9 protein-coding genes and 2 pseudogenes are annotated in these 13,902 nt (G+C 70.5%); 5 read left to right on the forward strand and 6 right to left on the reverse strand.

The window, feature by feature from the left end; all coding sequences use genetic code 11:
* Positions 1–135 precede the first annotated feature (135 nt).
* Complete coding sequence (locus tag ACIBBH_RS10530) at positions 136–2,016, forward strand: exo-alpha-sialidase (RefSeq protein ID WP_399403849.1); 1,881 nt, start codon at positions 136–138, stop codon at positions 2,014–2,016.
* On the opposite strand, the gene ACIBBH_RS10535 is transcribed toward ACIBBH_RS10530, so the two are convergent.
* Positions 1,984–3,000, reverse strand: a complete 1,017-nt coding sequence (locus tag ACIBBH_RS10535; RefSeq protein ID WP_399403850.1) for a bile acid:sodium symporter family protein — start codon at positions 2,998–3,000, stop codon at positions 1,984–1,986. The two genes, ACIBBH_RS10530 and ACIBBH_RS10535, sit on opposite strands and share 33 nt — an antisense overlap.
* A gap of 168 nt (positions 3,001–3,168) precedes the next feature.
* On the opposite strand from ACIBBH_RS10535, the gene ACIBBH_RS10540 reads away from it, so the two are divergent.
* Complete coding sequence (locus ACIBBH_RS10540; RefSeq protein WP_399403851.1) at positions 3,169–4,038, forward strand: LysR substrate-binding domain-containing protein; 870 nt, start codon at positions 3,169–3,171, stop codon at positions 4,036–4,038.
* A 136-nt stretch (positions 4,039–4,174) separates the two neighbouring features.
* Here the strand turns inward: ACIBBH_RS10540 and ACIBBH_RS10545 are convergent, their stop codons facing one another.
* Positions 4,175–5,155 carry an Lrp/AsnC family transcriptional regulator gene (locus tag ACIBBH_RS10545; protein ID WP_399403852.1) on the reverse strand — a complete coding sequence of 327 codons (981 nt, stop codon included), beginning with the start codon at positions 5,153–5,155 and terminating at the stop codon, positions 4,175–4,177.
* Between the two features lie 116 nt (positions 5,156–5,271).
* Here ACIBBH_RS10545 and ACIBBH_RS10550 point away from each other — a divergent pair, with 116 nt between their 5' ends.
* Complete coding sequence (locus tag ACIBBH_RS10550) at positions 5,272–6,756, forward strand: MFS transporter (protein WP_399403853.1); 1,485 nt, start codon at positions 5,272–5,274, stop codon at positions 6,754–6,756.
* Between the two features lie 358 nt (positions 6,757–7,114).
* Complete coding sequence (locus tag ACIBBH_RS10555) at positions 7,115–8,941, forward strand: AMP-dependent synthetase/ligase (RefSeq protein WP_399403854.1); 1,827 nt, start codon at positions 7,115–7,117, stop codon at positions 8,939–8,941.
* Between the two features lie 612 nt (positions 8,942–9,553).
* Here ACIBBH_RS10555 and ACIBBH_RS10560 read toward each other — a convergent pair.
* The 3 genes and pseudogenes from ACIBBH_RS10560 to ACIBBH_RS10570 all read right to left on the reverse strand — a co-directional run.
* Positions 9,554–9,760, reverse strand: a pseudogene (locus ACIBBH_RS10560) (glycosyl hydrolase family 28-related protein); the annotation flags it as partial.
* 51 nt (positions 9,761–9,811) lie between these two features.
* Positions 9,812–10,600, reverse strand: a complete 789-nt coding sequence (locus ACIBBH_RS10565; RefSeq protein ID WP_399403855.1) for a Tat pathway signal sequence domain protein — start codon at positions 10,598–10,600, stop codon at positions 9,812–9,814.
* 4 nt (positions 10,601–10,604) lie between these two features.
* A pseudogene (locus ACIBBH_RS10570) lies at positions 10,605–11,779 on the reverse strand (glycoside hydrolase family 105 protein).
* 404 nt (positions 11,780–12,183) lie between these two features.
* Here ACIBBH_RS10570 and ACIBBH_RS10575 point away from each other — a divergent pair.
* A complete protein-coding gene (locus tag ACIBBH_RS10575) occupies positions 12,184–13,020 on the forward strand; it encodes an aldo/keto reductase (protein WP_399403856.1) in 837 nt (278 codons plus the stop codon).
* 226 nt (positions 13,021–13,246) lie between these two features.
* On the opposite strand, the gene ACIBBH_RS10580 is transcribed toward ACIBBH_RS10575, so the two are convergent.
* On the reverse strand, positions 13,247–13,858 hold the full coding sequence (locus tag ACIBBH_RS10580; protein ID WP_399403857.1) for a hypothetical protein: 612 nt from the start codon (positions 13,856–13,858) through the stop codon (positions 13,247–13,249).
* Positions 13,859–13,902: the final 44 nt, after the last annotated feature.

Raw genomic sequence — 13,902 nt, forward strand, 5'->3', positions numbered from 1 at the left:
CGCGAAGTGGCTGCACGCTTCTTGTGAGGCACCGAGACGCCAACTACCTTCGGTGGAGCGCACGTTGGACGTGGGATGTCCCGATGTCCAGAGATCCGGACTCCGGATCCGGGTGGATGAAGGGCAGGTCGCACCATGCCGTCAAGTCTTCGCGCACGGCCGAGACGCATCCTGGCCGCCGTCCTCACGGCGGCCGCGTTGCTCCTCGCACTGCTCCTGCCGAAACAGGCTCAGGCCCAACCGGCCGCCGCCGCAGCCGACTTCGAGCAGCAGGTCCTCTTCAAGGCCTCCCAGGACCCGGGCTACGCCTGCTTCCGAATCCCCGCGATCGTGCGGACGACAAAGGACACGCTGCTGGCGTTCGCCGAGGGACGGGTCCTCAACTGCGGGGACGCCGCCGACATCGACATCGTGGTGAAGCGCTCCACCGACGGCGGCCGCACCTGGGGGCCACTGCGGGTCGTCACCGAGGGCGCCGGCGACACGCACGGCAACCCGGCACCGGTCGTGGACCGGGCGACCGGCCGCATCCTGCTGGCGGAGACCTACAACACCGGCCGTACGGACAGCGGGAGCTGTGCAGTTCCCTGCGACCGCACGCCGCACCTCCAGTACAGCGACGACGACGGCCTGACCTGGTCCGAGCCACGTGACCTGAGCCCGGAGATCCTGCCCCCCGACTGGAACTCCTGGTACGCGACCGGCCCGGTGCACGGCATCCAGCTCACCCGGGGCTGGCATGCCGGACGGCTGGTGTTCGCGGTCAACACCGAGACCTGGGACGGCAGTCGGGTCACCGCCAACCACGCGGCGCTGATCGTCAGCGACGACGACGGTGACCACTGGCGGGCCGGAGCCGTCGACACCTGGCCGATCGCCGCCGACGGCACGTTCCGGCAGAAGCCGTCCGAACTGACCCTCACCGAGCGCGCCGACGGCTCGGTCCTGGTCAGCGGCCGCGAACAGGACGGCACCGACCTCGGCCACCGCACCCAGACGGTCAGCCGTGACGGCGGCGACACCTTCGCCGCACCGTTCCGTGACCTCCCGGACCTCTACACTCCCCAGGTCCAGGGCTCGACGCTGCGTCTGGGCGATCGCATCCTGCTGGCCTGCCCGGGCGACCCCGACCGCCGCCGGACCATGATGATCCGCTCCTCCTACGACGGCGGGCGCACCTGGGACAGCGTGGACCGGGGCACGGTCGTCACGACGGACTGGTCCGGCTACTCCGACCTGGTACGCGTCGGCCACGACACGGTGGGCCTGATGTACGAGGGCGGCGCGGCCGACGCCCGCGACGAGATCCGCTTCGCCCGCTTCACCGAGGACTGGCTCGCCCCGCGCCGCGGGCCCGACCCGACCACCGCCGACCTCGCCCGGCACGCCCCGCGCGCGGCCGTACTCGGTGGCGCTGAGGAGACGGACGGCGTGTCGGGCGGCGCCCTGGAGTTCGACGGTTTCGAGGACGCCGTACGACTGCCGTACCGCGACCGGCTGCCGCTCGGCACCGAGGACTTCACAGCGTCGCTGTGGTTCCGTTACACGGCGACGTCCGGCGAGCAGCCGCTGCTGTGGATGGGCGGCATCGGCACCACCCAGCCCCAGGTCTGGCTGCGCGGTGAGCCCGAAAGCAACCGCGTGCGCGGGCTGATCACCGTACGGGACGGCGCGACCGCGATCCGCACGGCGGCCGTGAGCTCCGTCGGCGCCTACAACGACGACCAGTGGCATCATCTGGCGCTGCGCCGCGGCGAAGGCCGGTTGACGCTCTTTGTCGACGGTATACATTCCTCCGTCGCCGATGTGCGAGGCTCGGTCAGCCGCAACTCGCCGTTCGGCGTGCACATCGGCCAGCGGATGGACAGCCGGGCTTTCTTCACCGGTGCCATCGACGACGTCCACGTCTGGCACCGGGCGCTGTCCGACGACGAACTGGCCGATCCGCAGGCACCGATGCCTCCGGAGGGTACCGTTCTGTGGCTACCGCTGGACCACGTAACCGGAGGTCACTGAATCGCCCGGGGACGACGACCGCCCCGGCGGCGTGGTGGCCGTCTCCGGATCGCGTGCCCGGCGCCTGGCGATGACCGCGCACACCATGAGCTGCATCTGGTGGAAGAGCATCAGCGGCAGCACGGCCAGCGAGGCGTGCGCGCCGAACAGGACGCTCGCCATGGGCAGCCCGGAGGCCAGGGACTTCTTCGACCCGGCGAACTGGATGGCGATCCGGTCCTCACGGCCGAACCGCAGCGCCCGGGCGCCGTACCAGGTCAGGGCGAGCATCAAGGCCAGCAGGACGGCCTCGACCGCGAGCAGTCCGGCCAGCCGGGCCGCGCTCACCCGGTGCCAGATGCCCCGCACCATGCCCTCGCCGAAGGCGGTGTAGACGACCAGCAGGATGGAACCGCGGTCGACCAGGCCGAGGACCTTCTTGTGCCGGGCGACGAAGTCCCCTATCCGGGGCCGCAGCGCCTGTCCGGCGAGGAACGGCACGAGCAGCTGCAGCACGATCTTCACCAGCGAGTCGGCCGAGAACCCGCCGCCGCTGCTGCTGAGCAGGCCGGCCGCCAGCAGCGGGGTGAGGACGATCCCGACCAGGGAGGAGAAGGAGCCCGCGCAGATCGCCGCGGGCACGTTTCCGCGGGCGATGGAGGTGAACGCGATCGACGACTGGATCGTCGACGGAACGAGCGTCAGGAAGAGCAGGCCCTGGTAGAGCTGCTGGGTCAGCAGCACCGGCACGAGCCCGCGCGCGGCCAGGCCGAGCACCGGGAACACCGCGAAGGTGCAGGCCAGGACGGTGACGTGGAGCCGCCAGTGCTTCAGTCCGTCCATCGCCTCGCGGGTGGACAGCCGGGCGCCGTAGAGGAAGAACAGGAAGGCGATCGCGGCCGTGGAGGCCCCGGAGGCGATATCGGCGGCCGTGCCCCGGGCCGGCAGCAGCGCGGCGAGGCCCACTGTCCCGAGCAGCAGCAGAATGTACGGGTCGATCGGCATCCGACTCGGCCAGTGCAGGCGTTTCACAGTGCTCCAACTACGTTCGTCCGCTGCGCGTCAAGGGGTTCCGCAGAGCTGGAAGCCCCCTCCATCGTCCCCCTGTGCCTGCCGATCGGGAATCTCGCACACCACTCTGACTGTCATCACGGTTCGCGATAGCCTGGCGGGGTGTACGACCCGGCGCAGCTGCGAACGTTCCTGGCCGTGGCCCAGACGCTCAGCTTCACGCAGGCGGCCCGGCGGCTCGGGCTGCGTCAGTCCACCGTGAGTCAGCATGTGCGCCGTCTGGAGGACGCCGTCGGACGTCAACTGTTCCTGCGGGACACGCACTCCGTGGAGCTGACCGAGGACGGCGAGGCCATGCTCGGCTTCGCCCGCCGGATCCTGGCGGTGCACGGGCAGGCGGCGGCGTTCTTCACCGGCACCCGGGTACGCGGCCGGCTGCGGTTCGGCGCGTCGGAGGACTTCGTCCTCACCCGGCTGCCGGAGATCCTCGAGGGCTTCCGGTACGCCCACCCCGAGGTCGATCTCGAGCTGACGGTGGAGCTGTCGGGCACCCTGCATGAGCAACTGGCCGCCGGAAAACTGGACCTCGTCCTGGCCAAGCGCCGCCCCCAGGACCCGCGCGGCAAGCTGGTCTGGCACGACGACCTGGTCTGGATCGGTGCCGAACGGCTCCGCCTGGACCTCGACCGGCCGGTGCCGCTCATCGTGTATCCGCCTCCCGGGATCACGCGCGCGCTGGCGCTGGAGGCCCTGGAACGGCAGGGCCGGTCGTGGCGGATCGTATGCACCAGCGGCAGCCTCAACGGTCTCGTCGCGGCGGCGCGGGCCGGTCTCGGCGTGATGGCGCACTCCCGGGGCCTGATCCCGCCCGGGCTGTTCCGGGTGCCCGAGCGGGCCGGACTCCCGGAGCTCGGCAAGGTCGACTTCGTCCTGGTGCACGGGCGGGCGCGGGCCTCGGCGCAGGATGCGGCGGATGCGCTCGCGGCGGCGATCCTGGCGGGCGGGGAGCGGCTGCACCAGCGGGGCGGCTGACCGGGCCGGCGACGTACGCCGGGCCTCGCACGCGGGTGCCGCGCACAGTGGCCGTACAACGCAGTGGGTATGCGATGTGTGTGTACAACAGTGCATACACATCGCATACAACCGACCCACTGCGTACGACACCTCGTCACCGCGGCATCCGATACGTCAACTGCTTGACCCTCCGCAGGAACGGAGCCGCCTCCACGTGCTTCACCCCCTCCAGCCGCCCGAGCGGTCCGCTCAGGTAGGCGTACAGGGCAGCCGTGTCCCGGGTGACGGCGGTGACGACGAGGTGGGAGGGGCCGGCCGTGGCGGAGGCGAAGGCGACCTCGTCGTGCGCGGCGAGGGCCTGTCCGACGGAGTGCATCGCGGCGGGCGCGGTGGTGATCCACAGCAGGGCGGCGCGGGGGTGGCCGAGGATCTCCGAGTGGTACTCGACGTCGATGTAGACCGCTCCGGAGGCGATCAGGGCGGCGAGGCGGCGTTTGACGGCGGACTCGGAGCGGCCGGTGGCCCGTTGCAGTTCGGGGTAGGTGGCGCGGCCGTCGCGTTCGAGGACGGCGAGCAGGGGCTCGTCCTCCGGTTCGAGGCGGGCGGGTCCGGCCGGTCGCGCGGTTGCCGGGCGCAGGGCGGCGATCTGGTCGTCGGTGAGCGCCCGGAACTTGCGCAGCCAGCCGGTCGGGCCGCCGTAGAAGCGGTGCAGGACCTGCTGCGCGCGGATCTCCACCACGCTCGGGGTCCGCGGCAGCTTGCCGAGGAGCAGGTCGTCGTGGTCGCCGGGGTGGCGGGGGCGGGTCATGCAGGCGATCTCGGTGCCGCCGGAGGCGAGCCCGATCCAGTAGGTGTCAGGGCGTTTGGCAAGGGCGTCGGCGATGACGGCGGCACTGTCCGGGGCGCAGCGCAGGCGCAGCATCCACTGGTCCTGGCCGAGGACCTCGGCGTCCCGGACCGCGACGACCCTGAGCCCGGCCTCGGCGCTCAGCCGGCGGAAGCGGCGGGCGACTGTCTGGTCGGAGACTCCGAGCACCTGCCCGATCCGGCTGAAGGGGGCCCGGCCGTCGACCTCGAGCGCGGAGAGCAGTTGCAGGTCGAGCCGGTCGAAGGTGTCGGATTCCATCTCCAGCATGCCCGTTCCCATCGGATTCCGCCGCTCATGCGGCCGGTTCGGTGCCGATCCGCCGTGGCGGGCTCATCGTACGGCGCGATGCCAGCCGTTGCACGAGGAGTCGGGGAGTTGAGGACATGCGCACATGGGGACCGCTGACGGCGGTGTGCCTGGGCACGTTCATGCTGTTGCTGGACGTGACGATCGTGGTGGTCGCGCTGCCGGACATGGCGGCTGCGCTGCACGCGTCGCTGAGCGATCTGCAGTGGGTGGTCGACGGGTACGCGCTCGCGCTGGCCGCGCTGCTGCTGGGGGCGGGGGCCGCCGCCGACGTGCTGGGGCGGCGCCGGGTGCATGTGGCGGGTGTGGTGGTGTTCGCGGGGGCGAGCCTGCTGTGCGGGCTGGCTGCGGGGTCCGGGACGCTGGTGGCGGCGCGGGCGCTGCAGGGCGTGGGCGCCGCCGCGATGTTCGCGACGACGCTGCCGCTGCTGGGCTCGGTCTACCAGGGCCGGCAGCGGTCGGCGGCGCTGGGCGTGTGGGGCGCGGTGAGCGGTGGGGCCGCGGCGGTCGGGCCGGTGCTGGGCGGGCTGCTCGCGCAGGGGCCGGGCTGGCGGTGGATCTTCTTCGTGAACGTGCCGGTGAGTGTGGCGGAGGTGTGGCTGACGCTGCGGGTGGTGCCGGAGTCGCGGGGTCCGCGGGGCATGCGCGTCGACGGGGCGGGCACGGTCGCGTTCGCCGTGTTCGCGGGCGCGGTGACGTACGCGGTGGTGCGCGCCGGGGAGAACGGCTGGACGGCGCCCGCGGCGCTCGGGGCGTTCGCCGTCTCGGCGCTGGCGCTGGCGGGCTTCGTACTGGTGGAGCGGCGGGCCGCGCATCCGCTGCTGGACCTGTCACTGCTGCGCAGGCCGGCGTTCGTGGGGGTGATGGCGGGGGCGTTCGCCTTCAACGGGGCCGCGTTCGGCGGGATGCCGTACCTGTCCATATGGATGCAGACGCTGCTGGGAATGAGCCCGGTGCGCGGCGGGCTCACGCTGCTGCCGCTGACGGTCGCCGCCATGGTGGTCGCGGTGCTGGTGGGTCGGCTGCTGCACGGGGTGCCGGCGCGGCTGACCATCGGCGGCGGTCTGCTGCTGATCGGCTCGGGGACCTTCTGCCAGGCCGTGCTGGACGCGGGCGCCGGCTGGACGGCGCTGCTGCCGGGGTTCGTGCTGGTGGGCGTGGGGACCGGGTTCGTCTCGCCGACGGTCGCCGGGGCGGCGCTGGCGTCGGTGCCGTCGGAGCGGGCCGGCATGGCGGGCGGCGCGGTGAACACGGTCCAGCAGCTGGGGTACGCGCTCGGGGTCGCCGTGTTCGGCACGGTGCTGTCCTCGCGGATGCGCGGCACGCTGCCGGACGACGCCGCCCATACGCTCGCGGGCGGAGGCGCCGACGTGCTGCGCGGCGGCTTCTCCGAGCACGCCCTGCGCACGGCGTTCGCGTCGGGCCTGAACACGGCGCTGCTGGTCGCGGGCGCGGCGGGAATGGTCGCCGGCGGGCTGGTACTGCTGCTGGTGCGGGCACCGCGGGCCGGTGCGGACGCGGCGGCCGGCCCGGCGAAGGAGGCGGTGGCGCCGCGCGGCTGAGCCGGGCGGCGGGACGAACGCGGGTCGGGAGACGAGGCCGCTCCGGGGATTCCAGGGCCCCGGTGCGGCGTCGCCCTTGGCACGGGGCCGTGCGTGGCGCAGAATGTGCCGTCCGGATCGCGATGTCCGCATGCTGCGGGGCCGTAATCGGTACGTACAGATTCGGTGGAGATTACGGCACCGAAACATACTGAACCGTAAGAACTCTGTCCGACCCTTCCCCATGTGCGGGCATTTTCCGGTCACCGGCCTGCGCGAACGTGAGCTTTGCTCGGTTTCCGCCCCTCTCCCGCCCGGTGTGCGGGTGGGGTAGCTTTCACGGCGCTGGGCGAGCGTCACAAGGAGCGGGGAGCGGGGTTTGCGCGAGTTCACCAACCCTCCGTTGGCGTCGGCGCCACCGGTGGGAGGTCTGGCCGACGTCGTCTTCGAGCATGCCCTCGCGGACCCGCTGCACGTCGCCCTCGGCCGCAAGGACGAGCTCGGGCGGTGGCGGGACGTGACCTCCGCCGAGTTCCGCGACGAGGTCCTCGCCCTCGCCAAGGGGCTCCTGGCCCGAGGCGTCCGCTTCGGTGACCGGGTCGCGATCATGTCCCGCACCCGGTACGAGTGGACCCTCTTCGACTTCGCCCTGTGGACGATCGGCGCCCAGGTGGTGCCCGTCTACCCCACCTCGTCGGCCGAGCAGTGCTTCTGGATGCTGTACGACGCCGAGGTCTCCGCGGCGGTCGTGGAGCACGAGGACCACGCGATGACCATCGCCACCGTCATCGACCGGCTGCCGCACCTGCACCAGCTGTGGCAGCTGGACGCGGGCGCCCTGCAGGAGCTGTACGACGCGGGCGCCCACCTCGACGACGAGACGGTGCACCGGCACCGGCAGGCGGTCACCCCCGACTCGCTCGCCACGGTCATCTACACCTCGGGGACGACCGGCCGCCCCAAGGGCTGTGTTCTCTCGCACGGCAACTTCATGTTCGAGGCGGACACCGTCATCCAGCGCTGGGAGTCGGTGTTCCACTCGAAGAAGGGTGACGAGGCGGCGACCCTGCTGTTCCTGCCGCTCGCGCACGTCTTCGGGCGGATGGTCGAGGTGGCCGCGATCCGCGGCAGGGTCCGCTTCGGCCACCAGCCCCAGCTCAACGCCGCCGCGCTGCTGCCCGACCTGCAGGCCTTCAAGCCCACGTTCATCCTGGCGGTGCCGTACATCTTCGAGAAGGTGTTCAACGCGGCCTGCCGCAAGGCGGAGAAGGAGGGCAGAGCGGGCCCGTTCGAGAAGGCCGTCGAGGTCGCCGTGAGGTACGCGGACGCGCTCGAGGCGAAGGCCTGGGGCATCGGGCCCGGTCCTTCGGCGGGTCTACGCGTGCAGCACCAGCTGTACGACAAGCTCGTGTATGCCAAAGTGCGCGCGGCGATGGGCGGTCGCATACGGAATGCGATGTCCGGTGGTTCGGCGATGGACCGCCGACTGGGACTGTTCTTCGCAGGCGCCGGCGTGCATATCTACGAGGGGTACGGCCTGACCGAGTCGACCGCGGCCGCCACCGCCAACCCGCCCGAGCGCACCCGCTACGGCACGGTCGGCCAGGCCATCCCCGGCGTCACCGTGCACATCGCCGACGACGGCGAGGTCTGGCTGCGCGGCCCCAACATCTTCCAGGGCTACCTCAACAACCAGAAGGCCACCGACGAGACCCTGCACGACGGCTGGCTGGCCACCGGCGACCTGGGCACTCTCGACGAGGACGGCTACCTCACCATCACCGGCCGCAAGAAGGAGATCCTGGTGACCTCCGGCGGCAAGAGCGTGTCGCCCGGCGTGCTGGAGGAGCGGGTCCGCGACCACCCGCTGGTCAGCCAGTGCATCGCGGTCGGCAACGACCGCCCGTACATCGCCGCCCTCATCACCCTCGACCAGGAGGCCGTCGAACACTGGCTGCAGATGCGCGGCAAACCGAAGATGTCGCCCGCCGAACTGGTGCGCGACCCCGACCTGGAGACGGAGGTGCGGCGGGCGGTGGTCGCCGCCAACACCCTCGTCTCCCAGGCCGAGTCGATCCGTACCTTCCGTATCCTCGCCCAGCCCTTCACCGAGGAGCACGGGCTGCTGACGCCGTCGCTGAAGCTGAAGCGGAAGGCGATCGAGACCGCGTACGCCAACGAGGTGGAGGCGTTGTACCGGGCGTGAGCCCGGGCGGGCGACGGCCTGCTGCAGGTCGGCTGCATACAGAACCTGTGTTTGCCGAACGGGTTGCCGGGGGCGGCCATGTCGACACCGGTGAAGTCGGGACCGCTGGTGGTCGTACCGAAGGTGATGACGGTCTTCAGGCCCGGATTGTTGGCCTTGACCGTCTTCAGGGCGTCGACCACCCATGATGTTCCAGCCGTCGCGGTCGCTCGCGCTGTCGATGGCCAGGTGGTCGGAGGTGACGTTCTTGCAGCCGTTGACGAGGGCGGCGAAGTGGCCGCCGTGGCGCAGGGTGAGGCCGTCACCGGTCCTGAGTCCGTCGCAACGGGTGAGCGAGATGATCTTGTCGGCCACGCCGGGTCCGGGGTTGCCGGTGATGAGGTTGCCGAGGCCGTCGATGACGCCCTCTCCGGTGAAGCCGATGTCGGTCAGCTTGTCGCCGTAGATCATCGCGTCGTGGAAGTGGCTGTGCCCGTAGTCCTGGTAGTCGTCGTACGGGTTGGGCTCGGCCCTGTCGTAGGTGTCGGCGCTGGAGCCCTGGATCGTGGCGCCCTTGTCGACCTGGAGCGTCACGTCGCTCTTCATATGGATGGTGTTCTTGGACTTGTAGTTGCCGGCCGGAAAGCGGACGGTGCCGCCGCCTGCCGCGTTCGCTGCCGTGATGGCCTTGTCGATGGCCGGGGTGTCGTTGGTGGATCCGTCTGCCCTGGCGCCGTAGTCGCGCACGTCGAAGACGGCCGCCGCGTGCGGCGCGGACGGCCCGGCCGCGACAGCCGGGGGGTGGGTCAGTCCGAGGACGACGGCGAGGACGAAGAGCACGATCGCCGCCGCCCCCTTTGGTGTGCGGTGGGGATGGCATGTGAGGGCCCCTCAGACGAGTTGGTAGCCGCGCAGGTTCTTGAGCAGGAGGTAGGTGTCCTGCAGGGAGCCGGAGGTGTCGCCGAGGGAGCGGTAGATGCCCCACTTGGGGCGCACGCGGTCGGCGAGGAAGGTGTCGACGCCGGTCTTCGACTTGTCGACGACGGTGGCGGAGCCGGACTTGAGGATCCAGCGGACCGAGCCGGCGGAGCCGTTGCCGACCTTGATCTGGAAGTCGACGTCCGTCCACTTGTCGTGCAGCGGTTCCAGGTCGGTGCGGCCGACCAGGATGTCGTCGATCGCCAGCTTCAGCTCGATCGTCTGCACGCCGTTCACCCGGCGCAGGGACTGCACGACGATCGGCAAGGTGCCGGTACCGGGCTGCTTCATCTGCATGATGTGGGTGAAGGTGGTGGTCGCCTTCAGGGAGGCGGGGATGTACATCGAGTACGTGATCCGCCAGGTCTGTCCCTCGGTCCACTTCAGGTAGCTGCTGCTGCCGGTGCGCAGACCGGTGACCTCCTGCCGCTGGCGGTCGGTCGACGTGTCCCGGTCGACTGTATGCATGTTGAAGCGCCAGTTGTCGACGGTGGCGTAAATGTGCGGCTGCCCGCCGGGGTGGGAGTTCGCCCGGTCGTCCTCGACGGTCTCGAAGGCGCCGAGTCCGTCGCGGCTCGCCGAGGGTGCCCACCTCTGCTGCCAGGAGACGGCGTGTGCGGTGCCCGCGACGGGGAGGCCCAGGGCCGCTCCGGCCGCTCCGCCGAGAGCGGCACCGAGCAGCGCTCTTCTGGATGTGCTCATGACACTAATCACCTCGCAGTTGTTCGTTCGGGATCAGAAAGACACCGAGGCCGTGGAAGTCGTTGGCGGCCCGGGTGCGGGCGACGTAGTACGGGTAGTCGCCGACGTTCGTGCCGACGGAGATGCCGGCGAGATTCGTCCGGCCGTCGGCTCCGGCCGACATCTTCGCCAGCACCCCCTCGTAACCGCGCCGCGCCACGGTGATGTAGTGCGGATCGATGTACCCCTGCTGGGCGCCGCGCGAGAGGGCGTAGGTGAACATGCCGGAGCAGGATGTCTCGGTCCAGTTGTCGTTGCGGTCCCCTTGTCGATCACCTGGAACCAGCGCCCGGTCGCCGGGTCCTGGTACTTCTCCAGGCCGGCCGCCAACCGCTTGAAGACTCGTGGGAGTCGGGCCCGGCGCGGGTGGTTCACGGGGATCGCGTCCAGCACGTTGACGATCGCCATCGAGTACCAGCCGACCGCGCGGCACCAGTGCTCGGGAGCGAGCCCGGACTGCGCGTCCGCCCAAGTCGCGCTCTTCGACTCCTCGTAGGCGTGTCCGAGCAGTCCGTTCGCGGCCGCAGGTGGCTGCCGTAGACGTACAGCTGCCTGGCTGCCTCGTCGTTCGTGTACGTGCTGTCGCCGAACTCCTTGCCGTACTCGACGAGGAACGGGCTCACCATGTAGACGCCGTCCGCCCAAGGTTGGTGCGCGGGAGGAGTTGTCGGCGGGCCAGAAGCCGCCGTCGCCGGTGCGCGGGTAGGTGCTCAGGCGGTCGCGGATCTTGCGGGCGGCCTTGCGGTAGCGGTCCTGGCCGGTCTCGTGGTGCAGGATCACCAGCAGGCGGCCCGCCTGCATGCTGTCCAGGTTGTTGAACGACTGGGTGATCGAGCCGTCGCTGTTCACGAAGCGGTCGGTGTAGTCCTTGATGCAGGTGAGGTAGCGGGCGTCGTGTGTGCGCCGGTAGGCGAGGTACTGGCCGTAGAGGCAGAGGCCGACGCGATAGGTCCAGCCGCCGATGGTGCTCGGCGTGTAGCGGGCCATGGTGGCGTCGACGACGGCGGCGGACCAGTCGTACGCGGCGGCCGGGCGGCTCGCGGCCGCCGCGGGGGCCGGAGCGGCCGCGGGCAGTGCGTCCAGGCCGGCGGTGGCGACCGCGAAGTCCGTCAGCACCGCCCGCAGATGTCGGCGTCTCATGTCCCTCCCTCTCGGTATACGTTCCGCCTGTATGCGATCGCCCGGTGCGTGTTCCGTCCGTACGTGTCCTCCCTGTGTGCGTTCTCCCTGTGCGCGTAGGCGAGGTTGCGTACCTGCTTTCCGAGGGGGTTCTCAGAGCGCGAGGAGACCAGGCGGGAAACGGGTGTTCACATGCATGCACCAAGTTCATCCACGCGTTCGTTGGCGCGATCCAGATTCCCGGGATGACAGGTTGCGGTCAATGGTCCGGACCGATGAGGTCGGATGCATTTCCGGCCATTCTCCGGTCGCCGCGCCTGACTCGTCGGTCAGTTCCGGCGGATTCGGCGGTCAGGAATACATCGCGGCCCGTGATCGTTGACCATGGGAGTACCACCTGTCGACAACCGAAGGATCAAGAGCTCGTGAGCAGCAAGGTCCCCCCGATCATCCTCAACAACGGCGTCGAGATGCCCCAGCTGGGTTTCGGCGTCTGGCAGGTGCCGGACGACGAGGCCGAGCGGGCCGTCGCCACGGCACTCGAGGCCGGGTACCGCAGCATCGACACAGCGGCGATCTACGGCAACGAAGAGGGCACCGGCAAGGCCATCGCCGCGTCCGGCCTGCCCCGTGAGGACGTCTTCGTCACCACCAAGCTCTGGAACAGCGACCAGGGGTACGACTCCACCCTCCGCGCCTTCGACGTCTCTCTGGCCAAGCTGGGCCTGGAGTACATCGACCTGTACCTGATCCACTGGCCACTGCCGGCCCGCGGCACGTATGTGGACACGTACAAGGCGTTCGAGAAGCTGCTCGCCGACGGCCGTGTCCGCGCCATCGGCGTCTCCAACTTCCTGCCGGAGCACCTCGATCGTCTGATCGCCGAGACGTCCGTCGTCCCGGCCGTCAACCAGATCGAGCTGCACCCGCACCTGCAGCAGCACGCGGTCCGCGAGTACCACGCGGAGCAGGGCATCGCCACCGAGGCCTGGTCGCCGCTGGGTTCGGGCAAGGGCCTGCTGGAGGTTCCGGCGATCGTGGCCATCGCCCGGAAGCACGACCGCACCCCGGCCCAGATCGTGCTGCGCTGGCACCTTCAGCTCGGCAACGTCGTGATCCCCAAGTCCGTGACGCCGTCCAGGATCAAGGAGAACATCGAGGTGTTCGACTTCACCCTGGACACCGAGGATCTCGCGGCGATCAGCGCGTTGAACGAGGACCGGCGCCTGGGCCCCGACCCGGCCACCTTCGACCTGGGCTGACGCCCGCCCCGTACGACCGTCCGCCCCGCCGTCCGGCGGGGCGGACTTGCGTCGGCCGTCACCCAAGGCCGAGCGCGGTGTGGGTCGTCCGGCGGGACGAGCGACGGATCAAGCCCGGCGGTCAAGCCGGCCGGACCAAGCTCGGCGGATCAAGGTCGGCGGATCAAGCCCTGTGCGGGAGAGGTGAGTCGGACGGTCCGAGTGGTCAACTTCCTTGCGGGGCGCCTCAGTCGGCGCGGGCGTCCGCGTGGACGACCTCGAACTCCTCCAGGGCGGTCACGGTCACATGGGCCTTGGCCGCTCCCTCGTGCCGGGCGGCCGCCTGGACGGCACGCGAGGCCACCAGGGACTCGCGGTCGGTGAACAGGGTGCCGACCATTCCGCGTCCCCGTTCCCGGTCGACGAAGAGGGACGTCCTGGCCAGCCCCGCCAGGGTCTCCAGCCGGGGCAGCACCGACGCCCGGAAGGTGTCGGCCAGCAGGTCCGTGTCGGCGGGGTCGAACTCCAGCCTGGTGATGCGCAGTCCGCCGCCCACCCGCGGCTGCCTTACCGCGTCGAAGACGGCCACCTCGAAGTTCTCGACCGCGAGCGTCCCGGCGAACGACCCCAGGAGCGCACCACGCCGCTCGCGCATCACCTCGTCGCTGTTGCGCCGGGCCTGCTCGGACTCCCACCAGCTCACCGCGAGCAGCTTGCCGAGCTCCCGGTCCACGAAGACCCCCGCCCCGCGGTATCCCGGGCGCTCTTCGAGCAGGTCCCTGCCCTCGGTGTTCAGTGCTCTGATCGCCGTGTCGATCCTCGTGGGGTCCCCGGTCGCGTAGATGCTGCGTACGAACATGGGCGCCTCACCTCCCGGAAGAGGTACAAGTGTCCGGAAATTCC

It is taken from the genome of Streptomyces sp. NPDC051636 (assembly GCF_044453765.1).
Taxonomy (GTDB): domain Bacteria; phylum Actinomycetota; class Actinomycetes; order Streptomycetales; family Streptomycetaceae; genus Streptomyces.